Source organism: Bacteroides sp. MSK.20.82 (assembly GCF_019052485.1).
Lineage (GTDB): Bacteria > Bacteroidota > Bacteroidia > Bacteroidales > Bacteroidaceae > Bacteroides > Bacteroides thetaiotaomicron.
In genome coordinates this window covers 412,029-429,476 of record NZ_JAHQUN010000002.1, presented here as the reverse complement: position 1 = coordinate 429,476, position 17,448 = coordinate 412,029, and the positions used below count along the sequence as shown (strand labels likewise).

Genomic DNA, 17,448 nt, shown 5'->3' with positions numbered 1-17,448 from the left:
TTACAAAGACAACACATACTCTTCCAGTTCTTCCAATTCCTTCTCAGTGACAGGCTTATGAGGTCCGTGAACTTTCAGCATATCCTTCATTGAATAGCTGCGCCCGTCATAAAGATAGGGAGCTGTACGCCAGCATTCATTCAGTGCCGGAACATCCATAGACAGTCCCTTGTCCGGACCCGTTGTCCAGTCTACCTTATACTGTTTCTGATCTGTATAGTACTCTCCGGAATGGCAGCTCGCACAGTTTTCTTCAAAAATCTTCTTTCCCTTCTTTGCCTTACCGGAAAGTTTACCGTTCACAAGGTATGGGCTTGGCAACGGTTTCAGGGATTTCAGATATTCGTCGATGGATTCGTATATTTCGTCTTCACCTTCCATAAACAGAATATACTTCACACCCGAACGTACCGCTACTTCGGCATTCTTACGGATACCGGTCGCCATACAGGGCGGAGTCTGATGCGAAAGCAAGAGTGTCTTGGTATTCTTCGGATTTCCCATGCCGTCATTCAGCAAGTCCCAGTTAAGTCCGTCCATGCGGGCGTCATTCGGATGACAGGTAGCACAGCTCTGCCAGTTCTGGAAACAAATAGTAGCGTCATGGAAATACATATCACCCTTTCCGACTTTCGTGAAAGCCAGCGGTGCACCCAAAACCTGCTTCTTCAGATTCTTGCCGTTCAAATCCATAGACACCAGTTCCGAAGTATAATAGTTGGCTGTGTAAATCTTATCTCCGGTAGCAACCACCGAACGGGGGCCTTTCCCCTGTGTCGGGATAAAGTCGCGGATACCATATAAGAATCCCGCATCATTCGGAATATTATTCCATGACTTCACGGAAGGAGTCACCATCTCCCCCTGCTTTGCCTTCGCCAAACGTTCGTGCAAAGCAATGCGGTCAATACGAACCAGCTCCTGACTTCCGGCAGCAGCTACGATAATCTGTTTATCATCCGGAGTGACAATCACCGACCACGGGTTGGCGGCTCCCTTCTGGGGAGTGTCCAACAATACGGAAGTCAGCAGTTTTCCAGCTTTCAGGTCGATAATGGACAGCGTGTTCGTAGCCATCCATCCGCGGTCCAGCTGATTGGTAGGCAACTGATAACGGGCAATCAAGTGAGTGACATACGCATACGTCTGATTTTTATCTACCGCTACAGACTTCGCATCGGTAGCGCCGTTCGGCAACATGATGCGTCCCGTCACCTTCTTTGAAGGGACATCTACGATATCGAGCTGCACTGCAATAGGATAAGCCGTAGAGGACATTTCCGGCAGATTATTGGCAATCAGCAGGCAAGAGTCGCCCGCAAACGGAGCCATAGCCACCGGTTCACGACCGACCGCAATCTTTGTCTTTACCTTACGGGTTGCCGGATCAATTTCCCACAACTCATTGTTGAAGCGTTGTGTCACCCAAAGCGATTTGGACACCGGACTGTACAAGATATCCGAAGGCGTAGCACCGCTCTTTGTTTTTGACTGCACCGAAAGTTTCTTTCCATCCAGTTCGTACATCATGCCGGTGTTTCCGTCGCATACCACCCAAAGGTTGCCGGACGGGTCTTGTGTCATGGCGTTGACGGGCGAGGAAAGGGTCACTTTCTGTTCCGCCTTCTGTCCGTCGGACGACATTTTGATTAATTCATTGCCTGCCCTGTTCGTTACAAACAAGGACTTTCCACTGTCCGCCAGAAACAAACGATCCGGCGAAACCGTCTTTGCATCTTCTTTCCAACTAGCGCAAAGAAGTATAGCTACGATACTAACAGGTATCAATATCTTTTTCATTATTTCTGTTGTTTAGTTTGAAGAGATTGAATGTACTGGCGAATATTCTCCTGTTCCTCCATGCGGGCTTGTTTCCGCTTCTTATCGTAGCGGTCGTAAAACTCCCGATCATGATCCGACCAGTTGTTCGCTTCCCGGTAGTCACCGATCTGAGGAACGAGCAAGTCGATCCAGAGAGAAACTTTACGTATCTCCTGCGGTGTCAGCTTCGTACCTCCATGACCCTCTTCCAGACGCTTGATCAGATTACTCTTGTTGGACCCTGCAAAATAAGGAGGCAACAAAGTAGGCTGGGACAAAGCACTGATCCAGTTTACTTCAGGATGATGGGCATCGCCTCTCCATGCTCTGTCGGGACCATCCGGACGGGCATGCGTCAGACTGAGATATGAGTCCGTATATTTTCTTTTACTCTGTTTGTCCACTACCTTCAGTTCTCCTTTCAAGCTCATCGGGTGTTTCACTCCGTCATGACAAGAGATACAATTTCGGTCCCAGATAGGCTGAATCTCTTTCAGATAGCTGAAGTTACGTTCTCCCATTTCATCTTCCGGAGCCAATGCCTTGATTCCTTTGTCCATTGCCATGGATACCCGATGACCTGCCACCGGAACCGTATTCTTGTGTTCATGGCATCCTACACAACTCTGAACTTCGTTCGGCTGCAAGGTAGACCAGCTGCGCATCGTCTGCACTACCCTTCCCTTATCGTCCAACGCCTGGAAGTAAAGCGGTCTGCGGGCAGGTACTTTAAAGAAAGCGGAACCGTCGGGATATACATCCGTCACTCCGATCACTCTCTTCACGTCCCAAGCGGCATTGCCGACTCCTACCGGAGAACTTGCCAATGCGCCACCTCCCTCATCATTACCATTCACCTCGCCCACACCGGCTGCACGGAATTGAATTTCTACGATACGAAGCTGTTTGATCGTTCCGGGAGCCACTCCTTTCAAGCCATTCCCTTCATAGATATTCTGCATATAATATACTCCTTCATTCTTCGTATAGTCTACAGAAGTCGAGCGGTGGAACGGACGTTTACGGGGAGCAAGCAAGATAGGCTGATTGCAGGATATCTTCGAATCAGCAACCAGTAATTCGCGTTCTCCGTTTGCATTCATCCAATAAATGCCAAACTCCATCGGATGTCCGATATGGTATCCCAGCGGAGTATAGGAAATCAGAAATTCCGTCTCGTTCAGCGGGAAAGGATGCTGGAACTGGTCAGTAAACTGTCCGTAGCTATCTATACGCTCTGCCTCGGGCTTGCGCACCGGAGCAACAAACATGACACCTTCATTCTCATCTCTTCCGGCTTCGGGATCAATAATACCCAATTTACCGTGCTGGGGATTATGATGTCCCATGAAGACAGTCATCACTTTACGTGTACCGGGAATCTGACGGGTATGCGCTACCGTTGTCGGGAACCAGCTGTTCATTCCGTAATATTCGGCCTGTCCCGTTCCGTCAGGATTCATCTGGAACAGAGGTTGCGCCCATACTTGACCACGGTCATTATAGTCCCAACGAGTGTAAACTACCCGACCATCGTCAAGCAAAGTCGGCGTAGTAGTATGCACCTGGTCGAAACCTACCTGACGCATATAACGGCCTTCACGGTCGCAGAGGTACATATTGCTGACTTCGGTAAACCAGCAATCCACCGCACTCCCGCTACGGGTAGAGTTGAAAAGTATATTCTCATCCGGCAGGTAGATGCCTTCGATATCGGCATGTCCTTTTCCGAAAGTCAGTTGCTTGACCGCACGTGTCTTTAAATCCATCTCATACAAATGGAAATCATCGTCTTTTGCAGACTTCTTCCAGGAGAAAAGCAGGTGCTGACCGTCAAAATGAAGATTAGGGTCACGATATACACCGTCTTCGTCCGTCAGCAGTGTTTCTTCCTCCGCCCAGATACCGTTCATCTTAATCTTCGACAGCGAACCGCCTGCAAAGTAGTTGCACTCGGCACGGGCATCGGAAACGCCTTCGGTATAAGCAAAGAAAGAAGGACGCAACGTTCTGAACTTCGTAAAAACAATCTCCGGCTGATTGGCAGTGAAAGTTTCCAGACGTTCGGCACGTCTTCTCTCGCACGCTTTCAGATAAGACTGGAAAGCCGCTTCAATACTTTCCGGAGTATCATTGACAGCAGTAGTAATATTCAGTTTCTGCATACGAAGGGAAAGCTGCCGGCTGAAAGAACCTCTGAACCAGTTTACATCTTTTCCGTCCTTTATGTCTTTCGCATCATTTCCATCCTGTAGCCACCAGTCATAATAAACCGGATAATCATGCATCAACATCCGGTGTGTATCTCTCACTTTACGTTCCAGCTCTTCCCTGTGATTCTCTTTCTTCTTTATCGTCTGAACCTCTGCAAACTGCTTCTGCATTTCGGCGATAAAACCTTTTGTGTCGGTTGGCTGGAAAGAAGTGTCCTTCGCCTGCCAGGCAAGGAACGGGACGAGCATGCAACATACCATCCCCCACTTCAACCACTTTATTAATTTCGATCTTATCATTTCAAATTCCTGTTTACCTTAAATTTACCTTTCTGAACCGGATATTACAGACCTTTCTTCAACTCTTTGTAAGCTTCTACAATCTGAATACCGCTTGAAGTACCGATGCGGGTAGCACCCACCTGAATCAATGCCAGTGCCGTATCGAGGTCGCGAATACCGCCCGCAGCTTTCACACCGATCACCGGACCTACCACACGACGCATCAATGCAACATCATGCACGTTGGCGCCTGCCGTACCGAATCCGGTAGACGTTTTTACGAAGTCCACACCTGCTTCCTTTGCAATGCGGCATACGGTTTCTTTCTCTTCGTCAGTCAGGTAGCAAGTTTCAAGAATCACTTTACAGATCACACCGGCAGGTTTGCAGATAGAAACCATATCTTCGATTTCTTTCTTTACAATGTCTGTCTGTCCCTTCTGCAAAGCACGGACATTGATGACCGTATCAATTTCGGTAGCTCCCTTGGCAATGGCATCACGGGTTTCGAATGCCTTGCACTCTACGGTATTCTGCCCCAGAGGGAAACCGATGGCCGCTCCTACACGTACACCCGAACCTTCCAGCAGTTTGACACAGGTTTCCACTTCCGCAGGGTTGATGGCTACCATCGCAAACTGATACTGACGGGCTTCTGCACAGAGTTTTTCGATGTTCTCCGCCGTTCCGAAAGGTTTCAGAAAGGTATGGTCAATCATTCCTGCCAGTTGTTCTACTGATAAATTTGCAATCACTTCGTTTATATTTTTCTTTTCCATTGTTTTGAGTCGTTTAATATGTTAGTTAATTGTTAGTTCTTAAAAAGTCAATACACATTTCAATACTTCACCCCGCTTCACGGCAGCGAAGGCTTCTTCTATTTCTTCGATTTTGAAACGGTGTGTGATGAAGTCGGAAGCGGAAAGTGTGCCTTCTTCAATCCATTGTGCCAGCGTGGTCATAGCCGCTTTCTCTTCCGAACGGGTAGGCCACTGGTGCATATGCAGGTCGAAGTTGTAAGGCGCTTTCGACAAATCGAATGTCGGATTCTTCGTCATGACACCATATACACAGACATCACCGCCCATTTTTACCAACGGCAATACGGAATTGACTACTACATCGAGCCCTACGGCATCAATCACGGCATCGTATGAACGACCGGCAGCAGCTATAAACTCCGGCGTGCTGATTTCAGCAGGTGTATATCCGTTGTCTGCTCCCATCCGGCGGGCTACTTCCAGTTTGGCAGGAAGCATATCGACGATATCAATCTGACCCAAGCCGAACAGCTTGCCCAACTTGACGAAGCTCAGTCCTACAGGACCGGAGCCTACCACTATCACTTTCTTTCCCGGAGTCAGGTTGAAATCCTTGAAAGCGCCCAGCACTTCACGCCAGGTGCAAGAGATCACCGCTTCTTCCGGCTGCACATGAGCAGGAACCGAGTTCTGAATTTCAAAGCTGTCCCAGCATCCCTGTTCGGGGGTAGCCAGTCCTTCTTCTTTCAGTACCTCGAAATCGTTCACCACTACATATTCGCTGAAACCGCCCCAGCCGCTGTTAATACCCTGCGCGCCAAAGTCGGAGATCAGACCGCCGATAGCACGGTCGCCTACTTTAAAGTTGCGTACCTTCTCGCCTACAGCCACTACAATTCCTGCATTCTCGTGTCCCAAAGCCAGAGGATAAGTATCTACTCCGGGAAAATGTCCCGCAATCAGTTTGCTGTCGGTCGCATTGCACAGTGCCACCATTTCTGTTTTCACCAACGCCTGATAAGCATTGATGACAGGAGTTTCGACCTCTCGTATTTCTATTTTGCCGGGAGCCGGCACAATTACAGATTTCATCGTATTCTTATTCATTTTTATAGGTTATAGTTCAGTTTTTGCTATCTCTGTGTACATCTCACACAAGGCGTGATAAGCCTGATCGAAAACAGGCATCCACGCTTCGTACTTCTTCACGTTTTCGGGAATAGGCTGCACCGTCTGCTCGATACGGACAAAACGGTCGATTACAGAGAAATCAGGGAAAACACCCGCACCGATACCCGCAAGGATGGCCGCTCCCATCGAAGTTGCCTCTTCGAGATAGTTAGGCACACGGATTTCCGCCTGATAGATGTCCGCCATCATCTGACGCCAGACAGGATTCTGAGCACAGCCGCCGATCACCGTCATGCGGTCGATAGGAACATGCTTGCGGAATATATTGATGATAAATCCGAGATTCAAGGTTACTCCTTCCATTACGGCACGCAACATATCACCATGTTTGTGTCCCAGCGTCAGACCGATGAAAGCCCCTTTGGCATCAACGTTCCAACGGGGAGTACGTTCACCCAGCATATAGGGAAGGAACAGGAGTTTATTCGCACCTATCGGAGAAGCAATGATCTGCTCGTCGATCAGTTCGAACACGCTGCGTCCCGATTGAGCTGCCAGTGCCTGTTCATTCTGGCAAAGCTGGTTGATCATCCAGTTGTAGGATGATCCTGCCGCCTGCATCGTTCCCGACGGATGCAGCATACCGGGCACTACATGCGCCCAGTTCATGGTACGGCGTTGTTCGTCTACAATCGGCTTTTCGACCGTCAGTGCTACCCAGGAAGAAGAGCCCAGATAATTGTACGCAGTGCCCGGAGCCACACAGCCGACACCTACTCCGGCACAGCTACCGTCGCCGCCGCCACAGATGACGGGTGTTCCGGCAAGCAGTCCTGTCTCACGGGCAGCTTCGTTGGTGATTTCTCCGATCACGTCAATCGACGAACGGACTTCGGGGAATAAAGAAAGATCGAGCTCTGCGGCTTCTATGATCTCTTCACTCCATTGCCAACGGTTCAAATCGTAGGCATTGGTTCCCGATGCATCCGAAGGGTCTGTGGCGATAGTACCGCACAAACGGTAGTTGATGTAATCTTTCGCATTCAGCATTTTGGCAGTCTGCGCAAAGATTTCCGGTTCGTGCTTCTTTACCCACATCAGTTTCTCCACAGAGTAAGAGGCGCTGATCCGATGTCCCGTGATTTCGTAGAAATGGAGCGGGTCTATCTTTTCGGTCAACTTTGCTTCTTCTTCCTGCGAACGCTGGTCGCAATAGAGCATGTGCGGACGAAGCGGATTACCGTCTTTATCTATGCAAAGACATCCCATCATTTGTCCGCTAAGAGCTACTCCGGCAATATCATTGGGTGATACCAGTTCGAGAAGTGCCTGTGTTGTGTCAACGATGGCTTTCCACCAATGGTGCGGATTCTGTTCCGCCCGGTTGCCGGAAGCATAGTCGGTAGGATAAGCAGCGGTACGCGAAGCTATCAACAGCCCCGATTCATCGAACAAAGTGGCTTTGTTCCCGCTGGTACCCAAGTCATGTGCTAATATATACATTTTATATTTTCCTTTTCAGTTAATTGAATTAGAGTGCCGCATTCGTGTATCCGGTAAGGCCGACGAAGATTCCTCCGACGATGCCGCCCAGTATAATAACTACCCAACGGGGAAACGCTTCTTTCAGCAATCCGCCGCGTGTGCCTTTCGGTGCGCAGAGCACGTCTGCAAAGATGAATCCCATCGCAATCGCCCATCCCATGTCTACCCAGGGGGCACTGCCGCGATTCCCCTGATGGATCAGGCTGAATTGCATCGGCAAGCCGTCGGCATCATTCAGCAATCCGGTAGAGAAGCCGAATCCGGGCAGTTTATGATTGACCAGCCAGAATGTTCCGATGATAAGGGCGGCTGCCATGAATCCGCCTATCGGACCGAAGTCCTTCACCAGCTTGGGCCAGCTCATCAATACGGTAAATGTCACGGCAAAAGCTCCGAAAATAGTGGTAATGATTCCGGCATGATACATACCGAACATCTCATTATAGGTTTGTAACCATTCGCTCATTGTGTTCTCCTCCTTATTTTATCTTTCGGGCACAGTCGCACGAACGGATTTTCCAAACTACAATTCCCGCCAGTGCACCGCCTATCAGACAACAGACCAGTGTAGGCACTGCATAAAAGAAATTGGTAATGTCTCCCTGAAAGCGGACGATTCCCCAGGCTATACCGGCAGAACCGATACACCAGCCCTGATCGAGCCATATTTTTCCCGGAGGATTCAAGATCGCTCCGTTATAATGATTCATATACCACATGATGCCGATAATCAGCGTTGCCGCCAGCCAGCCGCCCATCAGACCGTAAGTCTTCCAGAGTTCCGGCCAGATGCCGAAAGCGAAACCACCACAGATGGCGGAGCCGGCAAAGGTCGATAGATAGTATTTCATATTATAGATAATGTGTTCTTGGGTTGATAATGTGTTTTCAGATTGGTAATCAAGGCTTATTCCAGTGACAGTTTAGCTAGTGTGAAAGGCTTGTCGTGCTTGGTATTTACCTTGTCCGGTCCGGTCACCAGGTCGAAACAGGATACGATCACCTGACCGTTCCATACGATGGGTTCGCCCGGTTGGTCCAGTCCGCCATCGCTTCCATCACAATCGGGGCTTTGGGCGATACGCTGAATCTTTCCGTCCTTATCTACACGGGCAACGGCATTTGCAGAGAAATCTGCTACCCAAATATTTCCTTTATCATCGATGCACATACCGTCTGTGGTACGAAGCTGAGTCGTATCCTGTGCCCAGACATCGTTGCTGACAACTTTTCCTTCCGCGTCCATCTTGATACGATGGATTGCGCCATCACCGAAGTTACCTACAAAAAGGTCGCCCGCTTCGTTAAACACGATTCCATCCAGTCCGTATTGTACTTCCGGGTTCTTGGTGATTACCGTAGTCAACAGATTCTGATCTGCCGAAGTATTGGTTACTGCAATGTCACGGTCGTTCATATCAAAGCAATATACACCGCTGACAAGCAGACCGGAAGGGTCTTTGATCTGTGACAAAGAGCTTTGAGTCACATATAATTTTCCGTTACGGATACGGATACCATTGGGATGCTCCATGCCGGATGCTACTGTAATAGTTTCCTTCAACTGGTCATTTTCAAACTTCAGACGAAGTACACGTCCTTTGTTCTTTGCTTTCTCTGCACCGCTCCAGCCCTGATTGTCACTGATAAACAGGTCGCCCTCTTCATTGAAGGCAAGTCCCATCGGAGAAGCCCATCCGGTTTCTTCCAATACAGGCACATCCAGCCATTTTGAAACGGCTCCATCCTTAGTAATACGCATCAGGCAAGCAGGCTGTGTGATATCTGCAAAATTGGGACATGCCAGAATCAAATCTCCATTGGGAGCAATGGCCATGCCATCCGGTGTCGGACAATAGTCCGGCAATGATACAAACAGTTCACTCTTTTGCGGAAGAGTATTCTCTCCACTCTTTTGTTTGGGAGAAGTACATTGAATACAAGTTGCTCCAATCAAAGAAGCAGAAATCAGAGATAGTAAATAATACTTTTTCATGGTTAGCTGATACAAATGTTTATGTTTATAATTTGAGTCCGTTAGTTCGGTACGCAAACTTACTGGAAAATCTCAGCAAAGAAGGAAAACGACAAATCAATAAAGGACAAAATTTGTTCATTATGACGCAAAAACGCCCCTTTTTTCATTAAAAATCTATCATTTAGGTCTAAGTAATTGGCTATGAACAGCCTTATGAGTTATGAAATGCAGTAGGTAATGATTTAGCGACCTATCTTCTGCAATGATATACAACGCTTTGCATAACTCGAATAACCTATTGCAAAGGTAATATTATCTACGGAGAAAGACGAAACTTTCTCCGTTTTTCTTTTCTGACGGCTCTTTATTCAGATAGCTGAGTTTATTTTTTTCGTCTTATTACTCATTATTGTAGCAGTCTTACTTGTGAAGACTGCCTTTCATCTTTTCGCTCTGTCCTCTGCGGTGTTCCTCTCCACATTCTACCCTATGTATTCGCATCGGGATCGGTTGTTCGTTGTCAGCGGCAAAGGTAGTTCCGACCTTTTTTGTCCGTGAAAGCCCGGAACTACCTTTGCCGCTGACAACGAACAACCGATCCGACGGAAAGACGCAAAAAAAAATGTCGGAAACACGAGGACAGAGAAAATGAAAAATGGAAACTCAACTCCCTCACCTCTGGAATCCGCATAAAATCAAAAAATCAGACAAGATGAAACTGAGATACAAAATAGCAATTTGGATGGTGCTTGCACTCGCAGGCTCTCTCCTTTGTGGCGGAAGCGTCTGGCTTTGGCTGGCAGGGATATGTGCAGTAAAATTCCTCATTCGACTACTCCTTACCATCGCTTTGGCTATCGCAGTTTACATTCTGACTTATGCCCTCATTATCGGGGCAATACTTTGGTTACTCATTTCTTAAAACAGACAGATATATGAAAAGAAGAAGCAAAACTATCGCACAGCAATGCAGATACTATGAGGTGGACAATATCTTCGAGTATATGGTATCGGTTTACCTCAACGGAAATATCTCCGCTTTTGGGGAATTATTCAAGGAACTCAAACGAAAGGACAGAAAGGAATTTTTCTCCTATCTCTTTTCAGAGGTCGAATCCATTCATATCCAAGAAATCATTTTAGCAATCATCTAACTATATAAGACAATGAAAGGTACAGAACATTTCAAGGACGTTATCCAAAACTATTTGGAAACGAGAGCATCATACGATGAACTCTTTGCAGAGAGTTTCCGCAAGGAGAACAAGAACATAGATGAGTGCATTACCTACATCTTGACGGAAGTCCAAAGAATGGGATGTGCAGGTCTGTCCGATGAGGAGGTATATTCCCTTGCCGTCCACTACTACGATGAGGATAACATCGAGGTGGGCAAGTCCATCAACTGCCAAGTCGTGGTAAACCATACTATCGAACTTACAGAGGAGGAAAAAGCAGAAGCACGGAAAAAGGCTGTCGAGCGATACCAAGCGGAGGAATACCGCAAACTGACCGCCAAGAAACCCTAAGCGGAAAAGCAGGAGGAACACCACCCCCAACCCTCATTATTCGAGTTTTAACCCTAAACAGAAAAGGATATGGAAGCAATGGATTTGAATGAAGCACGGATTTATGTAGGCACTTATGCCAAGTACAACAACGGCTCATTGCAGGGCGAATGGGTGGAACTTGCGGACTTTTACGATTTGGACGGCTTTATGGAGCGTTGTGCCGAGATACACGAGGATGAGGAAGAACCCGAATACATGTTCCAAGCGTGGGAGGAAATCCCCGATGGTCTGATAGACGAGAGCCATTTGGAGGAAAATTTCTTTGAACTTCGGGACGAGTTGGACAGACTGAACGACACGGAGAAAGAAGCCTTTTGGGTGTGGGCGGACGGCAACAACGCCCATCTCACACAAGACGCTTACAGCCTTGTAAAATCTTTCCAATCCGACTACATCGGAAATTATGCAAGCAAGGAAGATTTTGCGGAGGAACTTGCGAAAATGGAGAATGAATTATCCGATTTTGCATTGAGTTACTTCGACTTCTCCAAATATGCCGATAACCTTTTCGACACGGACTTTTGGTATAAGGACGGCTATGTATTTCGTAACAACTGATTAAGGAGGAAAGATTATGAAACCGAGAAACAAGTTTGAGAAAGCAGTACTTGCAGAGAGCAAGAACTTACGACCAATAACCAAGACGCAGAGCAAGTGGGCATTTCGTGCGTGCATAGACCATTTCGCCTATCGCCTGCCCAAAGGTCGCACAACGTGTATGGATTGTGGGCATAGTTGGACAATGGAAAAGCCGAAGGACACTTGTACCTGCCCTCATTGCAGGGCAAGGTTGCAGGTCAGGGAAACCTTTGAACGCAAGATAAGGCAGAAGCAGTATTTTACCATTCTAACCACTTATGGAGCATACCAAGTACTAAGAATGTTTCTTCTTTCTGTGGAAATGGAGAAAGGTTGCAAGGCAGTCCCCTATACTATTGAAATCAGTCAGTATTGGTGGAATGCACAAGGGCGAAAGACGATTGTTGCCGTTCAGAGAGTATTGGGCAAATATATTGACACCTTTTCCTATTGCTCGCCTATGGCAGTGAGAAACGACAACGAAGCCTATCGCCATATATCATACTCTCCGATATATCCGAAGTTCAAGGCAACGGAAGCACTCCGCAGAAATGGTTTTAGGGACGATTTTCACGACATCGCACCAACCGTTCTCATTCCTGCCCTATTGTTCGACAGTCGTGCAGAAACCTTGCTGAAAGCAGGAAGAACCGAGCATCTGAAATACTTTCTTGATAATTCACGGACATTTGACGCTTGTTGGCAGTCTTATAAAGTAGCCACTCGCAACGGATATGACATAAAGGACATTTCGATATGGTGCGATTATGTGGATATGCTCCGAAGGTTGGGCAAGGACATACACAGCCCGAAGTATGTTTGCCCCACCGACCTGCATAGGGAACACGACCTAAGACAAAACGAACTCCGCAGACAAAGGAAAAAGGAAGAAAAGGAGAAGAAACGCAAAAAGGCAATGGAGGATGAGGAGCGTTTCCACGAACTCAAATCCAAGTTCTTCGGTATCCGTTTTACGGACGGCACAATACAAGTCCACGTTTTGGAGAGCGTGCAGGAACATTTGGAGGAGGGAATGGCAATGCACCATTGCGTATTCGACAATGCCTACCATCTCAAAGAAAACTCGCTTATCCTTTCGGCAACCATTGAGGGCAGACGGATAGAAACGATTGAGGTCAATTTGGACACGCTCAAAGTGGTACAAAGTCGTGGCGTGTGCAATCAAAACACGGAATACCACGACCAAATTGTAAACCTCGTAAATGCTAATAAACGGCTAATCCGTCAGCGAATGAGACAAACAGCATAAAGTACAAACCATAAAACTATCACAGCAATGAAAGTAGAAATAGAAAGCATCGTATGCAATTGGGCGGACGAGATACCTCATATCCTTATAAGGGTAATCAATGCCATTACTCTATCCACCAATGAAGAGGAACTAAGGGTCGCCGTCAAGCGGATAGCCGAAGAAACGGAACTTGACAAGTTCTTTGTCTATGGTTACGGCACACATCATTTTTGGCTTACCCACCGCAGATTATCGAATGGTGAGCCGATGGAATACAGATTATTAAAGGTTGAATTTTGAGAATACGAAGAAGAGAGTTTACAGAGTACGGACACGATACATTTTCGAGGGAGTTTTTGAGGTGGTTGCCGAGAGCAGAGCAGAAGCACGACAAAAGGTCATTCAGGATTGCGGAACGGTGATGGGTGGAAACGTTCACAGCACCCTTCCCGATGAGGAAATCAATTGGGCTTTCTCCACCCAGCCCGAAGTAAGGACGGGACAGATAACCGTTCAAGAAGAACAGACTAAGTAATGCGGTCGGCAGATTTGCCGACCGCTCCTTTCTTTCATGAGCCTAAGCGGATAAAGAAAGGAGCAAAGAAACCCCAATGAAAAACACCTCGTTACTTTTGACAGTAAGTTGAGACGGCTCAAAAGTAACAAAAAACCAATGGTGTATTATGTTTTCTTAGTATAGATACGTATCATATCTTTTTCTGGTACAAAAGATGATATATAATTTTTCTTATCAAGGATTTCAACTAATTGCATTGAATAATCGTTCTTCGGTATCGCTGGGTTCTTCCCTCTTTTAGCTATCACACAATAAGGTTCGGGAAGGGTTTTGAGGAAAGTATCTATCTCTTCTTCCGTTACATCATCCTTTTTAAGGATTGTCTGATTTATAACTTGGATTTTTTCTTCAATCTGTTTAGAGTTAGCCAATATTTCACATAACACAGCATAATCCAAATCTACACCTTCTTGTTGTAATACTATGACAATCTGTTCTGCTAAATCTTGATTATCCTCAAGATGATTTTCTTGTACACATGGAATCAGCAAGCTTTTCTCTTTTATTGTTAGACCTGTTGAACTAAATAATATTGATACTAATTCCTTTGAGTAACTAATATCCGATGGGGTCTTTAGATATTCAGACTTTTGGTTTAACAAATATTGTACAAAAATTTTATCTCCAAAAGGCAATAGCTGCTTTGTATTAAATTCATTGTATTTAAGCATTGAATTTCGCAATAATAACTCCATTTTGTCATGGGGTAATTTAGATAAATCCGTTCCTCCAAATCTCCACCTTTTGAATACTGGTAAGATTTCTCTAAATACATTTATTGGAAGAGAGTCAGTGGCAATAAGACAATGAAGTAAGTCTTTTTCTATCTCTTTAGATGCGAAAGGAGACTTAATTAAATCGCCTATGGAGTTTTCTATGAATCGAATTAATTCCTCTGTAACGCTGTTACCTTTTAATAAATAATATTCATAGATTTCATTCCAAGTTGGAGCAATAAGAAATTGTTTGACAGCAAACTCCTTGTTCTTTTCATCTTCTATTTCGCTCAGACTTATAGAATTTGATTGATTTTTCAAATAAGACTTCTTTGTTTCCTCGTCTATTGATTCATTTTCAATCAGCTCAATAATAGACTCTGGAGATTCTTCTTTTGAAGCTGGTTCTGAAAATATGTTCTTAAGACAAACTGTAATATGATTGATTGCATTTTTAATAAATGTGTCATTGTTTGTTTCGTATACCAATGTAAGATTTAAAGAGGGGGCTGGCATCTCTTTCTTTGAAAGATAGTTTGCTATGAGCAAAATATTTTTCTGGTTGAATTCATACGAATTGGTTTTAACAATAGTATCAAGAAGTTCTTCTGATTCTTTATTTAACTCGACAAATTGATATTTATGTGCATTTACGAGATTCTGAAGATGTTCTATTCCAACCTTTGGTAACAAAGATAAGAAGTAAGGATAGTTTGCAGCAAACCATTTCTTGCTGTTCGCAGTAGATTTATCAATTTCAGCATACTTTATCCAAATTTCAAGTAAAATTGACCGAGATTCATCAGTATAGTTAATAAAAGCTTCCCAGAAATTAGTCTTCTGTGAAAATAAATATGAGAATACAACATCGGCATCTTCTTTGAAAGTATTATAATATTGCGCAAAAAAATCCCAAGCCTTATTTTTTATTGTGGTCTTGACAACTTGGCGCATTCTCTGCTCGCATTTTTCCGAGTTGCTTAAATAGTGTAGAACCCATATGTTTAATATAGCTTTCGTTTTATATGCATAATCGGGAATCTCTGCAATGCAATTCTCAACATTATCAAGGTGTGCGTCAAAAGAAATCTTTCTATTCAACTTAACTCCTAAAACGAAATTCCAGTCATTTTGGGAAATCATATTCCCATAAAAATATGAAATGTAGTCATAGAAATTCTCATCAATATAGCCCCTCAACAAGAAAAGTTCTACCATTGGTTCTAATTTTAAATCCTTATACTCATTGCATTCTTGAAGATTAACTTTCTGCATGAGTTCAGAACATTTCAAAGAGTTTAATTCAGAAAGTTCCATTTCTAATTCAGATATATTTTTTGACAATTCTTCAAAATTAATTTGCATTGCTTTTAACCTTTGATGGTACGGAGTTTTACATATCCTCTTTTCAATATCCGAAAAAGAAATACTTATAGATGCTGAACTATCATTATTATAGTAATCAGTATATCGATATTCTATATTAGAATTAGATATGAGAGTTTCAAAAAGAGATTCTTCCTCACTTATTCTTTGAAAATCGTATAAATTGCTATTAATTTCTACTTTTGTCGCCCCCAGATTTAGTCGGTTCCGATATTCATCAACATATAGTTGTCGTAGTTCTCTTTCTGACAAATGACGATTTTGCAATATAAGTTCATTAAACTCTTTTGCTTTGTCTATTTTTTGTCTTATTTCTTCATTTATAAGTTCTACAAAAATAGGCTTTAATTGCAAACACTTATATACTTTGCCTTCACAACGATGCAATTCAGCAAATGTACGAGGATAGTAATTCTTGAAAATAATCATTGCAAGTAAATTTTGAGGCAGTAAATCTTTCGAGAGCCTTTCTCTATATTGTTGATATTCATTTGCAATATTCTTAAGCAAGCGCATATCATTAATAAAGAATCCCATTTCTTTTAAATCTACATCTGCAATGTCTTTATATCCCTTTGCTTCCAATTCTCCTTTTAATTTATCCTTCGAGTTAGAGAGGTTAATGGTGGGAATGACAGTAGTGATATAATCAAAAAATTTAGACCGCTCGGAATCTAAAAACATATCATCTTTGATTGCATAAATAAAAACAATAGGTCTTTTACCTTTTCGTTCAACAACTTTAGATTCATTTAATAGCAAATTCAGCTCACGAAGTTTCAAGAATATGTCAGATGTCTCAAATCTATCCAAATCCTCTATTATAACTACATTATAATCTGTAACTTGAAAGAAGTACAATATTTCATCTAAATGTTCATTAAAAATAGATGCTTCTGATAGTTTTATTTCTCCATTCTTCAAATTCAATACATTTAACTTACTATTTCCAAGAGCTTGGATAAAGTATGATATAAGAAGGAATAAAGCACATACCATGTACACGATGGCAATTGAATCTCCGATAATATTTAACCATTTACCGCTTAGTAAATTACAAATCCATTCAACATAAAAAACATGTGGCTCAAAGACAATAATAAAAGCCATAAAAAAAAGAATAATCGCCAAAGTGATTTTTCTCAGTGTCCATTTATCTATATGAAAAATGCGTTTTATGCGTGAATTCGGGATAAGACTTTGTTTTTCCCGATATATCAGTTGCTGTAAAATACTATATTCTATTAAACGGTTAAGTTTTTCGTTATTCTTGTCATTATCTTTATCGACATCTAAATTCTCTCTTTCTTGTTGATAAGCCTTTAAGGTTGCTAAGGATAAATGAAGATATTTATATTGCGGATAATCTTTTCTTAGAGTTAAGATAACAGAACTTTTTCCAGAGCCATAAGGTCCTGTTACTGCTATATTTTTGGCATCCATCTTGTCAAGGCGAATGGCGATATCCTCAACTGTTTTATACGCCTTCTCTTTAAAATCAATAGTCGTCGGAGTAAGAACGCTTTGATCATTGTCCTTATGAGGAAGTTTGTCCTTGCTGAAAATAAAATTCCGTAAGAAACACATAAGTTCATCCAAAATCTTTTGAAATGCCATAATAACGATATTTTATCTA

Annotated in this window: 16 protein-coding genes; 7 read left to right on the top strand and 9 right to left on the bottom strand. The window is 43.9% G+C overall.

Annotated elements, in window-relative coordinates:
• From KTR07_RS04000 to KTR07_RS03965, 8 genes are read right to left on the bottom strand one after another with little or no spacing between them, the layout of a single operon-like run.
• Positions 1-1,800, bottom strand: coding sequence for a YncE family protein (locus KTR07_RS04000; protein WP_008764577.1), 1,800 nt, complete (start codon positions 1,798-1,800; stop codon positions 1-3).
• Positions 1,800-4,334 (bottom strand): hypothetical protein, encoded by a 2,535-nt coding sequence (locus KTR07_RS03995; RefSeq protein WP_011109257.1) that lies wholly within the window; start codon positions 4,332-4,334, stop codon positions 1,800-1,802. Before KTR07_RS03995 ends, KTR07_RS04000 begins: the two co-directional genes overlap by 1 nt.
• Before the next feature lie 44 nt (positions 4,335-4,378).
• A complete protein-coding gene (gene deoC / locus KTR07_RS03990; protein WP_008764575.1) occupies positions 4,379-5,095 on the bottom strand; it encodes a deoxyribose-phosphate aldolase in 717 nt (238 codons plus the stop codon).
• A gap of 39 nt (positions 5,096-5,134) precedes the next feature.
• Complete coding sequence (locus KTR07_RS03985) at positions 5,135-6,169, bottom strand: zinc-binding dehydrogenase (protein ID WP_008764574.1); 1,035 nt, start codon at positions 6,167-6,169, stop codon at positions 5,135-5,137.
• 24 nt (positions 6,170-6,193) lie between these two features.
• On the bottom strand, positions 6,194-7,711 hold the full coding sequence (gene xylB, locus KTR07_RS03980) for a xylulokinase (protein ID WP_008764573.1): 1,518 nt from the start codon (positions 7,709-7,711) through the stop codon (positions 6,194-6,196).
• A gap of 28 nt (positions 7,712-7,739) precedes the next feature.
• Complete coding sequence (locus tag KTR07_RS03975; RefSeq protein WP_008760088.1) at positions 7,740-8,219, bottom strand: hypothetical protein; 480 nt, start codon at positions 8,217-8,219, stop codon at positions 7,740-7,742.
• Between the two features lie 13 nt (positions 8,220-8,232).
• A complete protein-coding gene (locus KTR07_RS03970; RefSeq protein WP_008760087.1) occupies positions 8,233-8,604 on the bottom strand; it encodes a hypothetical protein in 372 nt (123 codons plus the stop codon).
• 56 nt (positions 8,605-8,660) lie between these two features.
• Complete coding sequence (locus KTR07_RS03965; protein WP_008764572.1) at positions 8,661-9,749, bottom strand: SMP-30/gluconolactonase/LRE family protein; 1,089 nt, start codon at positions 9,747-9,749, stop codon at positions 8,661-8,663.
• Between the two features lie 694 nt (positions 9,750-10,443).
• Here KTR07_RS03965 and KTR07_RS03960 point away from each other — a divergent pair.
• The 7 genes from KTR07_RS03960 to KTR07_RS03930 all read left to right on the top strand — a co-directional run bounded on the left by KTR07_RS03960 (position 10,444) and on the right by KTR07_RS03930 (position 13,668).
• Positions 10,444-10,653 (top strand): hypothetical protein, encoded by a 210-nt coding sequence (locus tag KTR07_RS03960; RefSeq protein ID WP_068906461.1) that lies wholly within the window; start codon positions 10,444-10,446, stop codon positions 10,651-10,653.
• 13 nt (positions 10,654-10,666) lie between these two features.
• On the top strand, positions 10,667-10,885 hold the full coding sequence (locus tag KTR07_RS03955; protein ID WP_117981187.1) for a hypothetical protein: 219 nt from the start codon (positions 10,667-10,669) through the stop codon (positions 10,883-10,885).
• A gap of 12 nt (positions 10,886-10,897) precedes the next feature.
• Positions 10,898-11,260: a PcfK-like family protein gene (locus KTR07_RS03950; RefSeq protein WP_117981186.1), complete on the top strand. Its 363-nt coding sequence runs from the start codon at positions 10,898-10,900 to the stop codon at positions 11,258-11,260.
• Positions 11,261-11,329: 69 nt separating this feature from the next.
• Complete coding sequence (locus KTR07_RS03945) at positions 11,330-11,860, top strand: antirestriction protein ArdA (RefSeq protein WP_117981185.1); 531 nt, start codon at positions 11,330-11,332, stop codon at positions 11,858-11,860.
• A gap of 16 nt (positions 11,861-11,876) precedes the next feature.
• Positions 11,877-13,151 carry a PcfJ domain-containing protein gene (locus KTR07_RS03940; protein ID WP_117981184.1) on the top strand — a complete coding sequence of 425 codons (1,275 nt, stop codon included), beginning with the start codon at positions 11,877-11,879 and terminating at the stop codon, positions 13,149-13,151.
• Positions 13,152-13,178: 27 nt separating this feature from the next.
• Complete coding sequence (locus KTR07_RS03935) at positions 13,179-13,433, top strand: hypothetical protein (RefSeq protein WP_117981183.1); 255 nt, start codon at positions 13,179-13,181, stop codon at positions 13,431-13,433.
• Entirely contained in the window at positions 13,423-13,668 is a 246-nt protein-coding gene (locus KTR07_RS03930) for a hypothetical protein (RefSeq protein WP_117981182.1), read from the top strand. Before KTR07_RS03935 ends, KTR07_RS03930 begins: the two co-directional genes overlap by 11 nt.
• A 146-nt stretch (positions 13,669-13,814) precedes the next feature.
• Here the strand turns inward: KTR07_RS03930 and KTR07_RS03925 are convergent, their stop codons facing one another.
• Complete coding sequence (locus tag KTR07_RS03925; protein WP_181981926.1) at positions 13,815-17,429, bottom strand: hypothetical protein; 3,615 nt, start codon at positions 17,427-17,429, stop codon at positions 13,815-13,817.
• Between the last annotated feature and the right edge of the window lie 19 nt (positions 17,430-17,448).

Bases quoted from the DNA above. Each gene is read 5' to 3' on its own strand.
- KTR07_RS03975 (WP_008760088.1), bottom strand. From the start codon at position 8,219: ATGAGCGAATGGTTACAAACCTATAATGAGATGTTCGGTATGTATCAT.
- KTR07_RS03950 (WP_117981186.1), top strand. From the start codon at position 10,898: ATGAAAGGTACAGAACATTTCAAGGACGTTATCCAAAACTATTTGGAA.
- KTR07_RS03970 (WP_008760087.1), bottom strand. From the start codon at position 8,604: ATGAAATACTATCTATCGACCTTTGCCGGCTCCGCCATCTGTGGTGGT.
- KTR07_RS04000 (WP_008764577.1), bottom strand. From the start codon at position 1,800: ATGAAAAAGATATTGATACCTGTTAGTATCGTAGCTATACTTCTTTGC.
- KTR07_RS03940 (WP_117981184.1), top strand. From the start codon at position 11,877: ATGAAACCGAGAAACAAGTTTGAGAAAGCAGTACTTGCAGAGAGCAAG.
- KTR07_RS03925 (WP_181981926.1), bottom strand. From the start codon at position 17,429: ATGGCATTTCAAAAGATTTTGGATGAACTTATGTGTTTCTTACGGAAT.
- KTR07_RS03955 (WP_117981187.1), top strand. From the start codon at position 10,667: ATGAAAAGAAGAAGCAAAACTATCGCACAGCAATGCAGATACTATGAG.
- deoC (WP_008764575.1), bottom strand. From the start codon at position 5,095: ATGGAAAAGAAAAATATAAACGAAGTGATTGCAAATTTATCAGTAGAA.
- KTR07_RS03995 (WP_011109257.1), bottom strand. From the start codon at position 4,334: ATGATAAGATCGAAATTAATAAAGTGGTTGAAGTGGGGGATGGTATGT.
- KTR07_RS03945 (WP_117981185.1), top strand. From the start codon at position 11,330: ATGGAAGCAATGGATTTGAATGAAGCACGGATTTATGTAGGCACTTAT.
- KTR07_RS03935 (WP_117981183.1), top strand. From the start codon at position 13,179: ATGAAAGTAGAAATAGAAAGCATCGTATGCAATTGGGCGGACGAGATA.
- KTR07_RS03985 (WP_008764574.1), bottom strand. From the start codon at position 6,169: ATGAAATCTGTAATTGTGCCGGCTCCCGGCAAAATAGAAATACGAGAG.
- KTR07_RS03965 (WP_008764572.1), bottom strand. From the start codon at position 9,749: ATGAAAAAGTATTATTTACTATCTCTGATTTCTGCTTCTTTGATTGGA.
- xylB (WP_008764573.1), bottom strand. From the start codon at position 7,711: ATGTATATATTAGCACATGACTTGGGTACCAGCGGGAACAAAGCCACT.
- KTR07_RS03960 (WP_068906461.1), top strand. From the start codon at position 10,444: ATGAAACTGAGATACAAAATAGCAATTTGGATGGTGCTTGCACTCGCA.